The organism is Pseudoalteromonas sp. GCY, from assembly GCF_016695175.1.
Lineage (GTDB): Bacteria > Pseudomonadota > Gammaproteobacteria > Enterobacterales > Alteromonadaceae > Pseudoalteromonas.
Map to the genome: position 1 here is coordinate 491,781 of NZ_CP068022.1, position 21,365 is coordinate 513,145.

Here is a 21,365-nt window from a genome sequence, read left to right on the forward strand (position 1 = left end):
AACATTATCAAATCGAGTTCTGCCATGATAAGCCATATCAGCTCCAACGTTAGTTACGGAGTTGTAATTGGCCGCATAAACCAACAATGAAGTGAACGATGACTAGAAAAGCAACGACCTTGAGCCATTACACTACTCGCTTAAATATTGTTATTGATTACATCTATAACAATATTAATCGCGAACTTGATGTGATCACGCTTGCTGATCAATGCCATATGTCGACTTATCACTTTCACCGTGTTTATCGCTCAATCGCTGGGGAAACCATCAATGCAACCGTGAGAAGAATGCGACTACATGTTGCCGCAGGTATGTTAATTCGTACCCAAGACTCCATTGGAAAGGTGGCTGAGCAGACCGGCTATGCAAGTATTGAAGCGTTTAGCCGCGCATTTTCTCAACGATATAAGCAACCACCTAGCCTATTTCGCCAACATGAACAGGCCAAGGCAAAAGGCTGTGCGGCCGAGTTTTATATCATTAAGGTAGATGAGGATTCGAATATGTTTAATGTAGAATTAGGCAGTAATGAGCAAATGATGTTAATCGGACTTGAGCACCATGGCGATTACATGCAAATCGGTCAAGCGTTTGAAAAGTTAAACTTACTGGCGCAGCAACAAGGCTTATTAGATGCAGATACACGTTTCTTTGGTGTGTATTTTGACGACCCAAAAACCGTCGAGGAAAGCAAACTGAAATCAATAGCGACAATTTTAGTGCCAAAGACAACGGCATCTCTCCCAGAGGGGTTTTGTGAATTCACCATCCCAAAAGGCAAAACAGCTAATTTACTCTATCAAGGTGACTATGCTTCTCTTGAAACACCTTACGAGTATCTGTTTGGACAATGGTTACCCAATAGCGAGTTTGAGCCTGCCGATGTACCTGTCATCGAAGAATACTTAAATGATGTCAGAGATACACCACCACACGAGCTTCTCACTCGTATCACTTGTTACATTAAATAACTGATTTTTTATCCTGTTCAGGGGTTAACTAATCTAAACGTGACTAAGTATCGACTGCTTAGAAAGAAAAAGGAGGGACTTCCCTCCTTTTTCTTTGTGAAACAATTAGAACCTATAGTTAAAGCTCAACTTAGCATTGCGCTCATTGCCAGGCGTACCACCTAAGAACAATGCTTTACTGTAATAGCGCTCGTCGGTTAGGTTTTCTAGGTTTAGCTGAATGTCGAACTGTTCAGCATCGAACTTAATTGCCGCATCCCAGCGGGTATAACCATCAATGGTTGCCGTAGGCAGACCGAAAGAAACAGAGTTAATTGTTCGTTCACTCTCATAGTTAATACCAAGACTGTACTCCAACGCACCACCAAACCAATCCACTGGTTGAGTATACTTCACCCAAGTGCTAGCAAACTTCTTAGGTACCCCTTTCATTTGACCTGAGCGCTCACTCGAACGGATCTCAACAGCATCTTGATAGGTTGCGTTCATATTGACACTGATTTGATCGTTCAGTGCTAAATTTAAGTCAAGCTCTACACCTTTTGACTCATCTTCATCATCGAAGAAATAGCGCGGAACACTGACATTGTAGTCGTCACCTGGCTGCTCATTATACTCAGGATTGTTATACATTAGGTTTGTGCGTTTTGTTTCAAACCACACTAATGAACCCAATAAATCTTCGTCAAAGGCAGTAAAACGCAAACCAATATCTAACGTTTCAGATTCCGAGTCAGGCCTATTTTTACGGTTCGCATCAGCTTCATTTTCTAGACTACCAAGCACACTGTAGGCAGTACGACCTTTTGCCATATTTACAAAAGCAGAAAGCTGAGGAGTCACTTGATAATTCAAGCCAATATTATACGTCATACCAGCATCATCCGTGTCCAACTCTTCACTCTCTTCAGGTGAACGGTCAGTGCCTAAATGCTGATATTTTTGTTCAACGCTAGTATATGCAAGACCAGCACGAGCAGTTAGCGCATCGGTGATATACACCACTTCTTGTGCACTAATACCATACGCCGTAAGCGTTTTATCGTAGTTACTACGTAGCGATGGGTTATAATCCTCGAACTCGCCTGTCGGCCAGTTTGGCTCGCGAATATCTAAGATAAATGGAATTGAACCTTTACCATCGGCATCATATGCAGACCAACTTTTTAAGCGCATATCACGATTTTCATAGTTAACGCTAACTAAGTGCTCACCGCTCAAAGAACCCATATCCCAAGTTAACTGTAAATCAGCAAAGTACTGCCAAGTTTTTTCGCTGGCAACTTGACGGCGATACTCTTGACGGCGAGCCGCATAAGGATATAGCACATCATCAATCACAAGCGGGGCTCTTGGGTTTGCATTTATCACACCATTGCGCTCCCAATAAACATAATTATAAGCACCTGTTTGGCGAACAAAATCCGAATCGTAACTGCGCCATAATATCTGCTGGGTTAGCTTTGAGCTGCGATTTAAGTACCAATCGTGACGAAGCTTTATCCGTAACTCTTCACCTTCATTAGGACGAGATAAAGGAGAAATAAGATTCCCATCGCCAAGATTGAAAGGCTTTAAGCCATCACCAATACGGATTGACTCGGCAAGTTGCGCGCGCTGTTCATCATTCAGTTGTACACCTAACCATTTACCTTTCTCGGCATCATATTGCGGGTCATTTGGCAAGCGTTCAGCTGTAACCTGTCCTGGTTGCCCTGTAATGCTATCCCAGTTAATAATGCGTACAGGGTCGCCGATTGAATCTACTTGTTGTGAGTCATCAATATAAGCCGTTGAAAGTAAAAATGAGTGCTCGCTGCTTGGGTCGAAACGTAAGCTTGCATAGATTTCGTCTCTATTTGATTCTAGATCTCGATAGCCGTCGCTACGCTCATGGTTTGCGACAAGACGGTAGGCAAGCTGGTCAGTAATTGCATCTGTAAAATCAACGCCCAAGCCATAAGTATTCCATGCGCCCACTTTACCGTTAATTGCAAGCGCTTGTTCAAATTGTGGCTTTTTCTCGACTAAGTTGACTACACCACCTGCTGCACCAATACCATAAAGGCCGGTAGCAGGACCTTTTAACACTTCAATACTTTCGATGTTGGTTAAGGAGCGTGTTGGGTTAAAGCTGTTTCCTAAGTCAGCACCACCATACATACCATCATAGGTATAGTTTACGCCTAGACCACGAACCATTAGTGAATCACCAATGCCGTAGTTATTACCTGCCTGAGATAAACCACTTACGTTGCGTAGTGCTTCTTGTAAAGTCGCTGCACTTTGCGAATCTAGTAGCTCTTTGTCAACAACAACAACCGCTGCGGGGGTCTGCATAAGATCCATATTAGACTTAGTTGCAGTTCCAGATTGCAAAATAATTTTATTATGTTTGCCATAGACACTGATTTTTTCTATGTCTTCAGAAGCGAATGCCGTTGTGCTTGCACCTAGTAAAGCCAACTTAACCGCAACGCATGAGGCGGAAAGAACAGAAGAGCGAGTGTATTGCATTTTTTAACTCCAAACTACGCAATTGGATCTTTCTGAAATAGCCACGGATACCTATTTCAGAAAATAATTTATCAGAGAGGGGGCGAAGTTTAGCAAAACAATAGTAATGATAACAACTATCATTTACATTTTAAATTTGTAATGTTTTTTGCAATACACGCAAAGATGATAATAAAGTGTAACGGATGGATATTTTTATTAAGCAAGAATAATCTAACTTCGTTATTTCCTCGCTTCGCGGCTTACCCAATTTTGTAAACCGCATTAGATTAAAACAATCCTAGCAGCGTCGGATATAACTCATAACAGGTAAAGCTCACTTCAAGCCCAATCAAGACTAAAAGAAAACTGACCAGATGCCCTACTTTTACTTTTGAACAAACATAAGCGCCTAATGGGGCACCAACGACCACAATCGGTATTGCCGCTAGCAAATAGCTATTTATTTCACTGGTGATCGTATTGAGGTGCCATGCATTGATGCTACTTCCAATCAATGAGGTAAACGTCATCACCACGACAGAGGTTGCCGTCGCCTTTTTCACATCTGCATTATAAGCAATCACCAACAAGGCAAAGAGCGCAATATCTGCACCCGACCCTACTAATCCACTCGCTATACCTCCGATTAATGCTACGACCATAAAGCGTAGCATTTTAGGTTGGATATACTCACTGCTAGGTTGATGATGTGCCTTACGCCACCATCTCAACATCAGCGTTAGCGCAAAGCAGAGCAGCAAGAAACTAAAAATAGACTTAACGAGCAGCCTTGGTGCCAGAGGCGCGATATATAATAGGCTGAGCGTTACACCAAGCGCAGCCATTGGCAACGCCATTAAAATAACGTTTTTATATACTGGAATACGGCGACAGAAAATAGTAATGGTCGCCGCTGTCATACCAAAGCTTTGTATCGCGAGAGAAAATACCTTGGCAGTAGCGGGATCTATGTCCAATAATTTAGTCATCACAGGAAATGCAACGGCGCCACCACCTAATGCCGTTCCACCTGCCACAAACGATCCCAACGCCATGGTAAGCGCAATATGGGATTCACTGATAATTTGGCCAAGCGCCTGATAAAAGCCTTGTACCCAGATCAACGTAGCGTACACACCCAGTGTAAAAAATAACGGCCACATTGTCGGTTTTGTTATTCGTTGCAACATCATTCATCCATTACTCTAAGAGCCTTTCCTTACCATTACAGTTACCTTGCCCGCCTTGCCTTTGAGCGAACGCAATTAAACATGATGAATACATTTTTTTCAAATTAATTTTACATTAAACATCACTCTATCTAGTCTGCAAGAAACACATCCTCAATAGTTGAAACGTACGCCTATCTCCCTTATTATAACTATAAATAATTACTTATTACTTTTTGTTATATCGGTAATTTGCTTATACCTAAAGGCTCAGTCATGACAGTAGAAACGGTGTTACCTCAAATATATCTAGATGCTAATGCAACAACCCCTGTATTAGAGCAAGCAGCAGACGCAGCATTGGTTACCATGAAAACCATGTTTGGCAACCCCAGCAGCAGCCATATTACAGGCCTTCAAGCGAAGCAACTGATGGAGCACACTCGCCAAAAAGCACGTGCTGTTTTAGGTTCTGGTCATGGTCGAGTGATCTTCACCAGTGGTGCAACCGAGGGCATCCAAACCGGCATACTATCAGCCCTTTGTGAAGCAAAAAAGAAGATACAGCCAAACACAAAATATACACTACTTTACGGGGCAACTGAACACAAAGCGGTACCAGAATCACTCAAACATTGGAATCAAATTTTAGAAATTAATGCTGATGTCAAAGCCATTCCGGTTGATGGTGCAGGTAATCTGGATTTAGCGTTTATCGCAAATGAAGTGCCTAATGCGCTAATGATTTGTACTATGGCTGTTAATAATGAAACCGGTGTATATCAAGACCTGAACAAATTAGAAGAAGTAATAAGAAAGCATAATTCAGATATTTTTTGGATGGTTGACTGTGTGCAAGCCCTGGGCAAACGCAGCTTAAACCTAGCGAGAACAACAATTGACTACGCACCTTTTAGCGGCCATAAGCTCTATGCACCAAAAGGCATCGGTTTTGTTTATATTAGAGAAACCGCGCCGTTTACGCCATTTATTGCAGGAGGCGGTCAAGAGAGCGGTTTACGCTCGGGGACAGAAAATTTGCCTGGCCTTGCCGCACTGAATGTGATTTTTGACGAACTGCTAAAAGAAAATGACAGCCAATTTGCAAGCGTAGATAAACTACACGATTTTCGAAATCAGCTGGCGCAAACGCTCAAAGATGCGTTCCCGACAATTGTATTTAATAATCAATTCAGTAATAGCGTTCCAACTACACTAAACTTTGCAATTCCGGGATTTAGCTCAAAAGAAATCATGGATTTGTTCGACGCAGCAAACATCCGTGTCAGCTCGGGCTCAGCGTGCAGTTCAAAGGTAACGCGCAGTTTTGTGCTAGATGCCATGGGACTTCCTGCATGGCAAAGCGAATCGGCTATTCGACTGTCTTTTGGTCCTGCCACAACCCAAACTGAAATAGACGCGGCGTGTGAGCGCATTCTCCATTGTGCTCAGGCACTCGGTCACAGCTGTCTCATGCAAGCGGCGAATGGCGTTAATAATAAAGAAGCGCTTGACGGTCTAGTACAATTCAAAGTGGGTGGTGCATGCTGTTGGCTGTTTGCAGATAAGCAATCAAAAACGGCGATTATTATCGATCCGCTTCCTGAGTTGGTAGAACGTCTTAATACGATATTGGAATGCCAGCAGCTAACACTGCTCGCCGCGCTTGATACTCATGGGCACGCCGATCACGAGTCGAGTAGAACCGCACTGAATTTACCAAAGCAAACATGCGATCATTTAGGCTGGCCAACTCAAGCTACACACATTGAATTTAAAGGCCAGTCACTTGAAGCGCTAGCTATTGGTCACTACCGTCTTGCAAAACTAGCCACCCCAGGACATACGGAAGATAGCGTCACCTTTATGCTATTGGAGCAACGACAAGGTGAGTACACCATTAGGTACGTTTTTTGTGGTGATCTAATCCTGATGGGAGCACTAGGTAGAACCAACTTCTCCACCAGCTCATCAAAAGCGATGCTACACAGTATCCAGCTACTTGCTCAACTTATCGAAACCGATACTTTGTTATGTCCAAGCCACGACTACAACAATGAGTTTGCAACCACCCTAGCGGCAGAGTGTAATCGCAATTTGCTATTAAATAGTGTACTTCAACATGACGTTGCAGTTGATATATTTGTCGAGAAAAAGGCACTAATAGACAAAAACATTGTTGATGAGGCTGGCAGTGAGATCATGTGTGGCGCAACGGTTTGTAATAAAAACCAATTTGAACTGCACGAGTACACCACAAAAGAGCTCAATGCTCACATCGCTAACAACGAAGGTGTGCTGTTAATTGATATACGTGAACCGCATGAATATGCCCTAAACCACGACAGAGCATTTGATCAAAATGTGCCCCTCACCCGCCTTACTGACTTTATTTGCAAACATAGTCAAGACAAGTCGAAAGAATTGGTGTTGGTGTGTCGCAGCGGCAGCCGTTCACAAGTTGCCGCACAAGCGTTGGCGAGGCTTGGCTTTCATAATATCGGACATTTAAAAGGAGGATATGCACTCATCCCATCAGCATAACCTGCCCTATTTCCTTTCTAAAGCCCCTACAGCGCTTGCTATGGGGCTTTTTTGATCTCACTTTTCATCACTACCGTACGAATACTAAAAATGACTAATACCAATTAGCTTAATTAAGTGATCTATTTTGAGGCGAGAAAATCTTGTCGATAACAAGGCGAAAATTTTGCTATTTAGTTGTTCTAAATGATAAATTTTTACCGCAGTTAGCGTCAGATTTGCTCCTTCAAATTGAGCAAGTATTAAGACTAATTGGTATCAACCTTAAATGGCTTATAAGAAAACAAACCTACCTTATAAAGTATGCCCTATTTGCGAACGTCCCTTTTATTGGCGGAAAAAATGGCAAAGAGACTGGGATAACGTTAAGTACTGCTCAAAGCGCTGTGCTTCTGAGCGCCGCTCAAGTATAAGGCACAACAATACTTAGTGAATGTTGTAACTAGAATAAAGCTTTGTAATATTTGCAAATTACAGAACAATAATATTGATAATCACTCTCATCTACAATATCATTTGCGCAAACTTAGATCATAGGGATTAATCATGCGCTCATTTAAATACAAATATCCAACCTTAATTGCCAGTGTTGCATTGGCGTTGTCTTGCTCTGCGATTGCACAGGAACAAACCAAGCAAGATAAAGATGACATTGAAATCATAGAAGTTAGCCCAAGAGGTCTGATTTCATACGTTAGTGCTACCGCGTCAAAAACAGCAGTACCTATCGTCAAAACGCCTGTTTCGGTTTCAGTATTAACCGCCCAACGTATTTCTGATTTAGGTGCCGAAACGCTGCAAGATGCGATTGGGTATGTTGCGGGTGTTTATAATGGACCATATGGTGTTGATACTCGAGGCGACTGGTCTAAAATTCGTGGCGTCGACCCCCTACTCTATGTTGACGGCCTGCAAAAATTGTTCGGCAATTACAACAATACCCGTACTAACCCTTATGCACTTGAAAGCGTTGAGATCTTAAAGGGCCCTTCGTCTGTACTATACGGCCAAGGGTCTACAGGTGGTATCGTCAACGCAGTATCAAAATTACCAAAAGCAGACACCGAAGGTGAGATCTGGGCACAAGTGGGCAACTACGACCGCAAGCAGCTCGCTCTTGATTACAACACTACGTTTGGTGAGCAGCAAGCGTATCAAGCACGTGCTGTTGCCATGTATCGAGACAGCGGCACGCAAACCGATTATGTTGATGACAACACCCTGATGCTTGCACCAAGCTTTAGCTGGCTTGCTTCAGATGACACTAAAATTACCTTACTTGCTAACCTTCAGAGAAATGAGTCAGGCTCTTCAACGCAATTCTTCCCGCATGAAGGCACTATTTTGCCTGCAAAATATGGCCAAATTCCCAGTGAGCGTTTCGTCAGCGAGCCAGGCTGGGATAAATATGACACTGAGCAACAAGCGATCACCGCTATCGTTGAGCACAGCTTTGATTTAGACACGCATATTAAATTCTCCGGTCGCTACAGCGATAGTTCATCCGAGTACCGTACCATTTATTCTTGGCCACCAAAATTTGAAGCCGACAAACGCACTGTTAAGCGTATCGCCAGCCTCACCGATTCAAGTGCACGTAGTGTGACGATGGATCTTCAATTCCATAAATATTTGGAACTAGATACGGTGAAACTCACTATGGTTTCGGGTGTTGATTACCAAAATGCGGATACTGATTCTGATCGTGGCCGCGGCGTTGCTGCACCACTAGACTTATATAACCCTGTTTATGGACAAAGCACTGAGTTACCAACAGCGGTTGTCGATAACCCCGAAAATACGCTAAACAACAAGCAGCTTGGTGCTTATGCGCAAGTTACTGCGGAAGTAAACAGCTGGGTACTCAATGCGGCACTTCGCTATGATGACGTTTCAAATCAAGTGCAAACAACAGGTGCAATCAAAAATAGTCAGAATGCCACAACAGGTAGGATCGGTGTGCTTTACCAATTTGAAAATGGCATAGCACCCTATGCTAGCTATTCAGAATCATTTAAAGCCGTATTTGGACAAAAACCACAAGGTGGTGCATATAAACCGCTTGAGGGTGAACAAGTTGAACTTGGTTTGAAATATCAGCCAACGGGTACTGAACACCTTATCACTGCTTCTATATTTGAAATTAAAGACAAAAATCAAATACGAAAGATTTCCCCTGAGTTTGAAGTACAAGACGGTGAAATTGCAGTAAAAGGATTCGAGCTTGAAGCCCAGCTTGAGTGGCAGCACCTTGATATTTATGCGGCATATTCTTATTTAGATACGGAACAAGATATTTCTCCGCTATCGTCCACAGAACTCTATGAAGCACAGGACTTGGTCACGTTAATCACAGATGATGCACAACTTTCAGCAACACCTAAGCACTTAGCTTCAATTTGGGCAACGTACCGCGCCGACGAATGGCTTCCTGGGCTTAAATTTGGTGCCGGTATCAGACATGTGGGAGAAACCTACGATGGCAGTCGTACAGTTGAACTAAACGGCCAAACACTACATCAGCAATTAGTGACCGACAACTTTACGCTTATTGATATGATGATTGGCTATGACATTGAACAATATCAATTCAGTTTACAAGTCGATAATGTCAGCGATAAAACGGTTATTACCAGCTGTTTGTTCCGTGGAGACTGCTTCTACGGACAGCGCAGAACCATCAGCGCCAACGTAAAGTATAAGTTCTAATTGTCTTCGCATTTTGTCAGGCGGTTCATTTTTGACCGCCTTTCCCCCTGAACTCCTCCATATGTGTATACAAGTTAAGTCCATCCTCAAAATAAACGATCTTTAGCAGCCGAAAAATAGCAACACTTTTGCCTTGTCTACATGGATGAAGATTTACATAAATGTAGACAAGGTTAATTCAATGTAGGTAGCGTAAAACAGGCGACTAAAGAGGTATGAGCTACCCTAAACTCAGGTTAATTCCTAAACTTGGGCCTGTGATAAGTATTAAAGTGCTGATAACTTTACTTTCATCACTATCACCGAGCTCAACCTCCAATTTACTGGCGAATAAATGACGTGAGTTCAAGAATTGGCTATCAAACTAGCGTTTGAGTAGTGTATCTAGCTCAAAAATTAGAGTATTTATATCCTCTCTAGTTATGCCTAAATGCGTCACAAATCGCATGCCCTGATATCCTGGAGTGATATTAATCCCCTTTGCCTTTAACCGCTTTGCTATCGCAAAAAGATCAATGCTGGCTTCCACTTCAGCGAAGATAATATTTGTCTGTACTAAGTGCTTGCATGGCTTAAACCCAGGCAGTTGCTCAAGTTTTTCAGCTAAATATTGCGCGTTTTGATGATCTTCCTCTAGGCGCTCTACATTATGTTGCAAAGCATAAAGACCAGCCGCCGCGAGCATGCCCGCCTGACGCATACCGCCACCAAGCATTTTTCTAAGCCTTCTCGCCTTTTCTATCAATGCTTTATCACCAAGCAGTAAAGAGCCAATCGGCGCGCCAAGCCCTTTAGATAAGCAAATAGTAAATGAATCAAAATGCTTTACGATTTCTGTGATATCAACCTTTAACGCGACTGCAGCGTTGTAGACTCTTGCACCGTCAAGATGAAGCTTTAAGCCACGCTCATCACACAGCGCCCTGGCTTGCGCGATATATTCTAGACTTAATACCTTGCCACCAATGGTGTTTTCTAAACTAAGCAGCTTAGTTTTCGCAAAATGAAAATCATCAGGTTTAATCGCTTGCTTAATCCTTTCTAAGCAAATACTGCCATCGGCCTCGTTTTCCAATGGTTGCGGCTGAATAGAGCCAAGTACAGCCGCGCCACCCGCCTCAAATTTATAATTATGCGCCTGTTGGCCACAAAGATATTCATCCCCTCTTTCACAATGGCTCATCAGTGCAAGCAGGTTTGCTTGCGTGCCTGAGCTGGTAAACAGCGCAGCCTCAAAACCATGACGCTCAGCCGCAAACTGTTCAAGTGCATTTACTGTTGGATCATCACCATAAACATCGTCACCAAGCGGCGCGTCAAACATGCTTTGTTTCATGGCGGGGGTCGGTTGCGTAACCGTATCAGATCTAAAATCCATCAATATTATCCTTGTCAAAAGAGGAGCACACAGCATAACTGAAAAACGCGCATTGAAGTATAAAACAAGATGAAAAAGGGAGTTGTTCACTCCCTTCAAGATCCGTTACTTTTGCACGGGTTACTGCAACCCGGGCCAAGTACCGTTATCAATGGCTTTAGGATAACCCGCATCCACTTTGTCAAAAGTAATGCTATATCTTAGATAGCGACCGTCAGTTAAGAAGAAATAAGCACGCGTGTCGTTCCACTTTAATGCTGCACTTATCTTTGTCGCATAGGCACCAAGTCCCGGCCAAGTATTATCGTTGATAGCTTTGGGATACCCACTGTCCACTCGGTCATCTCCCAAGTCATAGCGTAAGTATTGACCATCATTTAGGAAGAAATACACCTTATCGGACGTCCAACGAAGGGTTGCTGTTATTTTATTTGCGTAGGCAGCAAGTCCCGGCCAAGTATTGTTATCAATTGTTTTAGGGTAACCTGCTCGTACCTTATCGCTCTGTACGTCATAGCTCAGGTATTGACCATCCGATAGGAAGTAGTACACCGTATCACTGTCTTTATAAAAACTCGCACGAATTTGTTCTGCATAATCGCCAAGTCCCGGCCAGTTGCCATTGGTTACCGATACCGGATAACCATCATCCGTTTTATCTAGCACGGTATCGTAACGCCAGTAGCGCGCATCTTCAGAGAAAAAGTAGCTTTTAGTATTATGCCACTGATGCGCCGCACTGAGTTTCAGCTCGGTAACTCGATAGCCAACATACACACCCTGTTGCTCAAAGCTATAGTTATTGATGCCAGATACGGGCTGAGGGTCTTGCCACTGGGCAACACCAGCAGGCAATGTTTCAATCAATTGGTTATTTCGATAAACACGCGTTTGCGCATTCGCACCATTTAGCCACGTAAATAGTTTATTGGCATAATTGAGTTTACGAATTCCTAAGTCACCGTACATCGGCGTGCTTTCAAAACCCGCTTGCACATTTGTTTCAATGCCCATGTAAGATAAAATAGTCGGTACAATCGCTGTTTGTGCTGGATAGCCATATAAACCAGAGAAGTCGGTATTAGCAGGATTAACATCTTTGGAGCTAAATTCTTTATTCAACACTTTGTTAGTGGCAATAAATATGGTTTTCTCAGGCTCGGTTTGCTCACCGTGATGACAGCCAACAACCGGTGTACGGCCATGATCGGTCGTGACCATCACCAACCAGTTCTCACCGTTTTGCTCTCTTGCTTCAACCGCGTCGAGCAGTTTACCCAGTCGCTTGTCTGCATCTTCTACCGATTTATTGTAGGCAGAACCAAAGCATAAGCTGTGGCCCACAGCGTCCGGTTCATCTAAATGTAAAAAGACAAAATCTGGTGAGCCGTTATTTAATGTAGCCAGCGCTTTATTTAAATTATCATCATCGCTGCCTCCCTCCGATCTCCTGTCCATCAAGGCAACATCGTCACTGAAGAATTGCGTATGAATGGGTCCCCAAGTACTAAAACTTGAGATATCGGCGTTAGCATCATGTTCAGCGATGTAACGATAAAGACTGGGATAGGCTTTGTTTGCTAGGCCTGAGTCGTTGCTCGGCACTTGATGCTTATTCACCCAAACCCCAGTTAAAATTGTCGCCCAACCTGGGCCACTTTTGGTTTTTTGCTGTGTTTGTGTTTTTGCGATCCCGCCAGTGTAGGCTTGAGTTAGATATAGGCGATCAAAGTTCGGCGTATTATTGGCACCAATTTTTTCGTATTGCAGGCCATCGATACCAATGAGCAATACTTTGTTTTCAAGTGCATCAACACTTGCGGTAAATGAAAGTGCAAATAATGCACTGCTAAGCACGGGTAATTTCATTATCTTTCCTTTAAATGTGATTTTCTGGACTAGTCCAAGGAAGATAATAAATCCCAAACATGAAAGATCGTTTACAAAAAAATTACATGGAAAATATTTTATCGCGGGGTTTTGCTAACCAGGTTTCGCTTCCAAAGCCTCGCTTAGCTGCTCCAAGCTCTTACCTTTGGTTTCTTCCACAAACAAAAATACCAGCGCAAACGAAAGCAATGAAAACAGGCTGTACAATAAAAAGGTGGTGCTTGCACCTAAATATTCAAGCTCCCACGGAAACACTAGTTGTACAGTAAAGCTGGCGGCATTATTAATCACACCGACAACGGAAATCGCAACGGCTCGAATTGCATTTGGAAATATCTCCGAAAACATTACCCACATGACGGGCCCCAGCGACATCGCGAACGACGCAACAAAAAGGGAAATCCCAAGCAGAACCAGTTTTGCAGGCATATTAATGCCGTGTGCGAAAATCACCGACTTGTATTGCCGGTACTCATCTGCAGTTAAACGCTGCTTTATTGCGTCATTAAATGCAACATCGGAGGTGAAAGTTTGGCCTAATATTGGTGCTAATGCATGCGCAGGAAAATCGGCTACTTCAGTCTTAATTTCAGCAATATGCGCTGTATTTAGCTGATAAGTTGCTTGTTTAAAGCCCCAGCTACACAGCGCCATACTAAAGCAAATGCCAGTTAACCCAATGAGTAACAATGGCCGTCGTCCAAGTTTATCTATGGTCAGTAGCGCAACGATGGTAAAAACCACATTGATAAGACCAATCCAAATCGCTTGCATAAATGCAGCATCGGTACCAATACCGCTTTGCTCAAAAATGGTCGGGGCATAAAAAAACACCACATTGATCCCGGTGACTTGCTGCGCGATGGCAAGCACAACGCCTACCAGCAAAGGTACACGAAGTCGCTTACTAAACAAACTGCCCATTTTGCGCGCAAGCGACAAACTACTCAGTTGCAGTTTAGGTAACGCGGCTTGAATAGCATCAAGTTGCTGTTGTGCATTGTTGCTACCAAATAATCGCGTTAATGTGCGTTTAGCCTCTTGCTGCTGATCCTTCATCAATAACCACCGAGGGCTTCGCGGCAATAACAGTAACAACAAAATCCACGCCAGTGCTGGCAGCGCCTCAATACCAAGCATCCAACGCCATGTTTGGCTATCTATTTGCCAACCAGACACCCACATTGCATCGCTATGGCTGAGCTGAAGTAAGAAATAATTCGTGAAATAGGAGATAAATAGGCCAACGACGATATTGAGCTGGTTAACCGACACCAAGCGCCCTCGCTGATCCGCTAAGCTGATCTCAGCAATATACATAGGCGCCACCATCAAGGAACAAAATGCCATACCGCCAATAAAACGCGCAATCACCAATGCTTCAAACGAAGTTGCGAAAGCCGAGCCAATCGCGGAGACAAAATACAAACACGCGGTCATCAGCAATGTTTGCTTACGGCCAATGGCATCAGCCACCGGCCCTGCAATAAGTGTTGCGACCAACCCTCCTAAGGTAGGCGCACTCACGACTATCCCTTGCTGCCATGGGGTGAGCTTAAAGGCCTCGCTGATAAAGCCAATTGCGCCCGAAATCACCGACGCATCAAAGCCAAAAATAAACCCGCCTAACGATACAATTAAGGTGTACTTCAATGCATTGGATATCGACAGGCTGGTCATCGCTCATTACTCTGCTTTTACGGCGATAGAATCGCGCAAGATTAAGGTTGGTGGGTAGAGATTTTCAACATCGGGTTGGTGCTTCTCTTTATACACATGCTTAAGTACCCAACGCGCGGCCGCATTGCCCATTTTACGAATAGGGTTATCTATGGTGGTGAGTTTTGGATAAAGATATTTGGTAAATAACACATCGTCAAAGCCAACAACGGAAAGCGCTGATGGGACATCGAGTCCAGCTTCTCTGGCCGCAGTCATCGCACCTGATGCCATCTCATCGTTTGCGCAAACCAAGGCACTAAAACGTTGCCCTGTTTGCATTAAATGATTAAATCCCGCGATGCCGTCGATTTCATGATAGCCGCCTTCAAATGAGAGCTTAGGATCAAATGACACATTGTATTCAGCTAAGGCTTTTTGATGACCAGCCAAACGCGCTTTGGCGTCAAGCTTAAATAACGGTCCACTGATATACGCGATATCTCGGTGTCCGCGCTGCAATAGCGCCTCAGTCGCTAAGTATCCACCCAATTCGTTGTCAGTATAAAAACAGCGCTCTGCCAACTCTGGAATGTGGCGGTTCACCAGCACCAGTTCTACATCTCGTCCCGCAAGCTCAATGAGATAGTCATCACTGACTGCTTCTGCATGCACAATTAAGGCATCGCAGCGCCTATCCAATAAAAATTCGATGGCTTGTTGCTCTTTTTCTTCATCACTGTGGCCCGCAGCAATAATGGCATGTTTACCCGCCGTTCTCAGCGTACTCTCTATGGTGCTCATCATGTCACCAAAGAAAGAACCGTGTAGCTCAGATACCATAAGCCCCACACTGTTACTGCGGTTAGAAGCCAAAGATTGCGCGATGGCGTTAGGTTTATAACCTAACTCTGACATTGCCGCGAGCACCTTCTCTTTGGTTTTGTCACTCACCTTTGCATTGCCATTCATCACCCGTGACACCGTGGCTAATGATACGCCTGCAGCTTTTGAGACTTCGTAAATCGTTGCCATACCTATTACTTTTATTCCATCAGTTGTATCTGCGCACTATACCAATTTTGGCTCAAAATGCGCATAGTTTTAGACACTTGATTTACGCTCAAGCAGCATCGTTTGGTAGGCTTTTGCACTCGCCTTTAAGGTTCTTTGCTGAGTATGATAATCAACGTGCACAATGCCAAAGCGTTGCGTATACCCCTCTGCCCATTCGAAATTATCCATTAAACTCCATGCAAAGTAGCCACGAATATCAACGCCCAGCTCCATAGCTTGATTAACCGCGAGCAGATGAGATTGGAAGTAAGCCAGCCTTTGCGCGTCTAATACTTCGCCATTTTCCATTTTGTCGTCAAAGGCCGCACCATTTTCTGTGATATAAAGTGGTGGCAACTGGTACTCAGCATGTAACTCCCGAAGCAATGCACAAAATGAGTCTGGCACGACTTCCCAGCCCATTGTAGTGAGCGTTTCGGCACTAGGCTCAACTTGTTCATACCATCCATTACCATCAGATTGATAAATATTTCGGGTGTAATAGTTCACGCCAAGATAATCAATGGGGGCAGCTATAATCTCTAAATCTCCGGCTAGCATATCTGGTTGTACGTCCTTGGGGAGCTGGGCAAGTAAATCTGGGTACTGTCCTTCAAGAATAGGCTTGATATACCAGTGATTACAGTAATCATCCGCGATTTTTGCCGCTTCCACATCACAAAGCGCTGTAGACACAGGATCCGCATTGGCAAAATTCAACACGACTCCATGAAGGCTATTTGGGCAATACGCTCTTAACACTTGCATCGCTAAGCCGTGAGCAAGAAGCAGATGATGAGCTGCTTGTCGTCCCGCCGCTTGAGAGCGCAGACCCGGTGCATGAATACCTAGTTCATACCCTAAATGTGCACTACAAAATGGTTCATTTAGCGTGGTGTAGGCATACACTTTATCGCCAAGCGCTTTACATACCACCTCGGTATATCGTGCAAAAGCCACAGCCGTTTCTCGATTCAGCCATCCGCCCTTATCCTCAAGTGCTTGCGGCAAGTCCCAATGATATAGCGTGACAAACACTTTTAAGCCTTTAGCAACCAACGCATCGACCAATTGTTGGTAAAATGAAAGGCCAACATCGTTAACCGTGCCATCATCGCTTATTACTCTTGGCCAAGAAATAGAAAGGCGATAGGCATCAACCCCTAAACTATTTATGAGTTCAACATCTTGCTGCCACCTGGATATATGCTCGCAGGCAATATCACCGTTACTTTTATCCTTTATCGCGCCATCATGTTCACAAAACCTATCCCAAATTGACTCACAACGCCCACGCCTCTCGCCTTCGATTTGAAATGACGAAGTCGCAACGCCGAAAATATAGTCTGCCTTCAACATGGCCGAGTGTGTTGGCAGGATAATTTTATTCATGGTTAATCGTTCCAAGTTATGTGTTCACGCCGAGGTACGGGCGTGTTGTGTTAGTCACAGTGCAAGGCAAAAACATTTTTTATTTGAATTCGTGTTCGCTTTCTGCAATCATCATTAAAAATGTAAGCGCTTTCATTTCTATAAATGTAAGCGCTTTACCAAAAAAAATCAACTAGGAGTTTGTCGTGAGCGTACCGTCTCAACCGCAGGTTTCAGCAGCAATCACCACGGGCCATACCGGTCAGTACCGATTTGCTTTGGGGGCCCTCACCTCACTATTTTTTATGTGGGGTTTCATCACTTGTTTGAATGATATTTTAATTCCGTACCTCAAAGGCGCGTTTGAGCTTAATTACACTCAAGCGATGCTGATCCAATTTTGCTTTTTTAGCGCCTATTTTGTTGTTTCGGTGCCAGCTGGCAAATTGGTTGGAAAAATCGGCTACCAAAAAGGCATTGTAACTGGATTACTTACCGCAGGTGTTGGTTGTGTGCTTTTTTACCCAGCGGCTGAAAGTGGTATCTACGGCGTGTTTTTATTCGCGCTATTTGTACTAGCAGCAGGGATCACAGTGCTACAAGTTGCTGCTAACCCTTTTGTCAGTGTACTAGGCTCTCCCGAAACTGCCCCTGCACGACTCACCATGACCCAAGCCTTTAACTCTCTCGGTACGACTGTCGCCCCATTTTTTGGCGCCATGCTCATCTTCAGTGAGGGAAGCACAGTTGAGGTGGGCAATGCCAGCGCAACCCAACTGCCTTACTTGATGTTGGCAGCCATGCTCGCGTCATTGGCTTTGATCTTTGCCTTTATCAAACTTCCCCAGCTAAGTAGTACTACTGAGGAAGTCACCACAGGTGACATCAAGGCATGGCAGCATAAACATTTGGTGCTTGGTGCAATCGGTATTTTCGTTTATGTTGGAGCTGAAGTGGCGATTGGCTCAACGCTCGTTAGCTTCTTACATCAACCGGACATTGGCAATATGACCGAAGCCCAAGCCGCAAAGCTCATCGCATATTATTGGGGTGGTGCCATGGTCGGACGCTTTATTGGCGCGTTAGTCATGCAGAAAATATCGGGTCGAACCGTGCTTGCCTTTAATGCAGCCTGTGCATTTGCATTAGTACTTATCGCAGTATTTAGCAGCGGTCAGCTCGCCCTTTGGAGCATTTTGGCGGTCGGGCTTTGTAACTCCGTCATGTTCCCGACTATCTTTAGCTTATCGTTAAATGGGCTTGGAAAACAAACGGCACAAGGCTCTGGTATTCTCTGTCTTGCCATTGTCGGCGGTGCAGTTATCCCGCTATTTCAAGGGATGCTAGCAGACGGAATTAATCTACAGCTGTCATTCTTACTGCCTGCTTTATGCTATATCTACATCGCCTACTTTGGATTAAAAGGCGCAACTCCACAGCGTTTCAAGAGTAATTAAGACATGAAAACGAAAATAACCATGCTAAGTCTTGCAATGGCTATCGCAACCTTAACCGGATGTAGCGAAAGCCCAAATAAAACCAGTGTTGATGCAGCTCGCCAAGTGGAAAACTGGCCAGCGCTGACTCCTGCTATCCAAACCGATAACAATCTAGAAGAAAGAATTCGGTCGATACTCGCTAAGATGACCCTGGAGCAAAAAATTGCGCAGATGATCCAGCCTGAGATTCGAAATATTACCGTCGCAGAAATGCGAGAATACGGATTCGGCTCATATCTCAATGGCGGCGGTGCATTTCCTTACAATAACAAACATGCAACGCCTGCAGATTGGGTCAAACTTGCCGAAGCGCTTTATCAGGCATCGATTGACGATAGCCTAGATGGTAGCACTATTCCTACCATGTGGGGAACGGATGCGGTTCATGGCCACAATAACGTCATTGGCGCTACGCTATTTCCACATAACATTGGCCTTGGCGCGGCAAATAACCCAGATCTCATCGAGAAAATCGCCCACATTACCGCAAAAGAAGTGTTAGCCACCGGGATTGATTGGATCTTTGCCCCTACGGTCGCAGTGGTACGTGATGATCGCTGGGGACGCACCTATGAAGGGTACTCTGAGCATCCCGACATCGTAAAAGCGTATTCCAGAGCCATTGTTAAAGGCTTACAGGGCGACCCTAAAGCGGACTTTCTTGGTAAGAATCGCGTGATCAGCACGGTAAAACATTTTGTCGGCGATGGTGGCACAGTTGATGGTGACGACCAAGGCGACAACATCGCCTCTGAAAAAGCATTAATTGCACTTCACGCTCAAGGCTACGTAGGCGGACTTGAAGCCGGAGCACAATCGGTGATGGCATCGTTTAACAGTTGGCATGGCGAAAAAGTGCATGGCAGTCATTATTTGCTTACCCAAGTGCTCAAAGAGCGAATGAATTTTGATGGTTTTGTGGTGAGCGATTGGAATGGTCACGGCCAAATAAAAGGCTGTACGAACGACAGCTGCGCAGAGGCCATTAATGCCGGCATTGATATTGTCATGGCCCCTAACGACTGGAAAGCCTTGTACAACAATACTCTAGCGCAAGCAAAAAGCGGTGCTATCGCGCAGTCTCGCATTGATGATGCAGTAAGTCGTATTTTAAGAGTTAAACTCCGTGCGGGACTTTTTGAAAAACCAAGTCCTGCGAATCGTCCATTGGCTGGCAACTCAGAAATCATTGGCGCAGAGTCGCACCGTAAAGTTGCGCGCCAAGCCGTACGTGAGTCACTGGTTTTACTCAAAAACAAAGATCAGCTATTACCACTTAAACCAAACCAACATATTTTGTTAGCCGGCGATGGTGCCGACAACATCGGCAAACAATCGGGCGGATGGAGCATTACTTGGCAAGGTACCAACAACACCAATGCCGACTTCCCGGGTGGTACCTCTATTTATGATGGTATAAAACAGCAAGCAGAAGCGGCTGGTGGCACCGTCACATTAAGTACTAGCGGTGATTTTGAAGATAAGCCTGACGTTGCCATTGTGGTATTTGGCGAAGATCCCTATGCAGAGGGCCACGGTGATAGAGCAACACTTGAATACAAGCCGTCTGATAAATCCGATCTTGCATTACTCAAACGCTTTAAACAAGCAGGAATTCCTACGGTGGCGGTGTTCATCAGTGGTCGCCCAATGTGGGTAAACCCTGAACTCAACGCTTCAGATGCATTTGTGGCGGCATGGTTACCGGGGTCTGAAGGAATTGGAATCAGCGACGTATTACTGGCCGACAAAAACGGCCAAGTTAAGTATGATTTTACTGGCAAGCTTAGTTACTCTTGGCCAAAAACGCCGACACAAATCGTCAATTACCAAGATGAAAATTACGACCCGCTTTTACCTTATGGTTTTGGCTTAAGTTATGCAGAGCAAAATGTACTAGCAGATAATTTACCAGAGCAAATACAAGCTCAGGCAAATCTTGCCAGCGGCGTAGACTTACTCGTAAGGTCAATCAATAAACCTTGGCAAGGCCACTTATTCAGCAGTGCCCAAAACCAAATGATAAACGCCAACACCCATATGCTTGGTGGTATAAGCTATCGTACAACTGACAGAGAAGTACAAGAAGACGCCATTCAGCTACTTTTTGATGGTAGTCGAAGCAGCGGCTTTAGACTCGCCAGTGAAAGCTACTTTAGGGAAGACATAAGCCCAAGCATTCCGACCGACAGCGCCCTTAGATTTAAAGTTCAAGTTGATGCTGCGCCAGATAAACCGGTTTGGGTAGCGATGAGCTGTGAAGGCGAAGCGGATGCAAACGGCTCGTGCACCGCAAAAGTCGATATTGCTAAGCAACTTCAAGCGATGCCTTTAGCCAAGTGGCAATCACTAAGCATTGACCTCAATTGCTTTACAACCCAAGGCATGGACTTCACTAAAACCGTTGTCCCTTTCGAGCTTTCAACCGCTGGAATACTAGAGGTAACGCTGTCTGAGATACAGATCTCTTCAGAAGCATCACCAACACTAAGCTGCAATTAGTCCCCTTAACACAATGTGGGCACCAAGCTGTGTTCACATCGTTTTTTTAGTGTCTAATGAACCAACTTTAATGTGGACTAGAATTTAAGAGATCTAAGATAAGCCAATTGTCTGA

The 21,365-nt window shown here is 44.4% G+C and carries 13 protein-coding genes; 6 read left to right on the forward strand and 7 right to left on the reverse strand.

Translation table 11 applies throughout. The features are described from left to right. The first annotated feature begins 98 nt into the window (after positions 1 to 98). The gene (locus JJQ94_RS01985) at positions 99 to 974 is read left to right on the forward strand and encodes an AraC family transcriptional regulator (protein ID WP_099030662.1); all 876 of its coding nucleotides are present in this window, start codon (positions 99 to 101) and stop codon (positions 972 to 974) included. 105 nt (positions 975 to 1,079) lie between these two features. Here JJQ94_RS01985 and JJQ94_RS01990 read toward each other — a convergent pair whose 3' ends face one another. Then, positions 1,080 to 3,491, reverse strand: a complete 2,412-nt coding sequence (locus JJQ94_RS01990; RefSeq protein ID WP_099030663.1) for a TonB-dependent receptor — start codon at positions 3,489 to 3,491, stop codon at positions 1,080 to 1,082. A 269-nt stretch (positions 3,492 to 3,760) separates the two neighbouring features. Next, on the reverse strand, positions 3,761 to 4,663 hold the full coding sequence (locus tag JJQ94_RS01995; protein ID WP_099030698.1) for a sulfite exporter TauE/SafE family protein: 903 nt from the start codon (positions 4,661 to 4,663) through the stop codon (positions 3,761 to 3,763). Between the two features lie 255 nt (positions 4,664 to 4,918). On the opposite strand from JJQ94_RS01995, the gene JJQ94_RS02000 reads away from it, so the two are divergent. The 3 genes from JJQ94_RS02000 to JJQ94_RS02010 all read left to right on the forward strand — a co-directional run bounded on the left by JJQ94_RS02000 (position 4,919) and on the right by JJQ94_RS02010 (position 9,895). Then, entirely contained in the window at positions 4,919 to 7,186 is a 2,268-nt protein-coding gene (locus JJQ94_RS02000) for an aminotransferase class V-fold PLP-dependent enzyme (RefSeq protein WP_099030664.1), read from the forward strand. 268 nt (positions 7,187 to 7,454) lie between these two features. Then, positions 7,455 to 7,616 (forward strand): DUF2256 domain-containing protein, encoded by a 162-nt coding sequence (locus tag JJQ94_RS02005; protein WP_099030665.1) that lies wholly within the window; start codon positions 7,455 to 7,457, stop codon positions 7,614 to 7,616. A gap of 116 nt (positions 7,617 to 7,732) precedes the next feature. After that, a complete protein-coding gene (locus JJQ94_RS02010; protein WP_099030666.1) occupies positions 7,733 to 9,895 on the forward strand; it encodes a TonB-dependent siderophore receptor in 2,163 nt (720 codons plus the stop codon). Positions 9,896 to 10,259: 364 nt separating this feature from the next. On the opposite strand, the gene ltaE is transcribed toward JJQ94_RS02010, so the two are convergent. The 5 genes from ltaE to JJQ94_RS02035 all read right to left on the reverse strand — a co-directional run bounded on the left by ltaE (position 10,260) and on the right by JJQ94_RS02035 (position 17,270). Continuing rightward, complete coding sequence (gene ltaE / locus JJQ94_RS02015; protein WP_099030667.1) at positions 10,260 to 11,273, reverse strand: low-specificity L-threonine aldolase; 1,014 nt, start codon at positions 11,271 to 11,273, stop codon at positions 10,260 to 10,262. Between the two features lie 120 nt (positions 11,274 to 11,393). After that, on the reverse strand, positions 11,394 to 13,142 hold the full coding sequence (locus JJQ94_RS02020) for a hemopexin repeat-containing protein (protein WP_099030668.1): 1,749 nt from the start codon (positions 13,140 to 13,142) through the stop codon (positions 11,394 to 11,396). 114 nt (positions 13,143 to 13,256) lie between these two features. After that, positions 13,257 to 14,843: a sugar porter family MFS transporter gene (locus tag JJQ94_RS02025; RefSeq protein WP_099030669.1), complete on the reverse strand. Its 1,587-nt coding sequence runs from the start codon at positions 14,841 to 14,843 to the stop codon at positions 13,257 to 13,259. Positions 14,844 to 14,849: 6 nt separating this feature from the next. Then, positions 14,850 to 15,857 (reverse strand): LacI family DNA-binding transcriptional regulator, encoded by a 1,008-nt coding sequence (locus JJQ94_RS02030; protein ID WP_099030670.1) that lies wholly within the window; start codon positions 15,855 to 15,857, stop codon positions 14,850 to 14,852. A gap of 69 nt (positions 15,858 to 15,926) precedes the next feature. Beyond that, a complete protein-coding gene (locus JJQ94_RS02035) occupies positions 15,927 to 17,270 on the reverse strand; it encodes a GH1 family beta-glucosidase (RefSeq protein ID WP_099030671.1) in 1,344 nt (447 codons plus the stop codon). A gap of 185 nt (positions 17,271 to 17,455) precedes the next feature. On the opposite strand from JJQ94_RS02035, the gene JJQ94_RS02040 reads away from it, so the two are divergent. Both JJQ94_RS02040 and JJQ94_RS02045 read left to right on the forward strand, forming a co-directional pair. Further along, positions 17,456 to 18,706 (forward strand): sugar MFS transporter, encoded by a 1,251-nt coding sequence (locus JJQ94_RS02040; protein WP_099030672.1) that lies wholly within the window; start codon positions 17,456 to 17,458, stop codon positions 18,704 to 18,706. Between the two features lie 3 nt (positions 18,707 to 18,709). Continuing rightward, entirely contained in the window at positions 18,710 to 21,250 is a 2,541-nt protein-coding gene (locus JJQ94_RS02045) for a glycoside hydrolase family 3 protein (protein ID WP_099030673.1), read from the forward strand. The last annotated feature ends 115 nt before the right edge of the window (positions 21,251 to 21,365 follow it).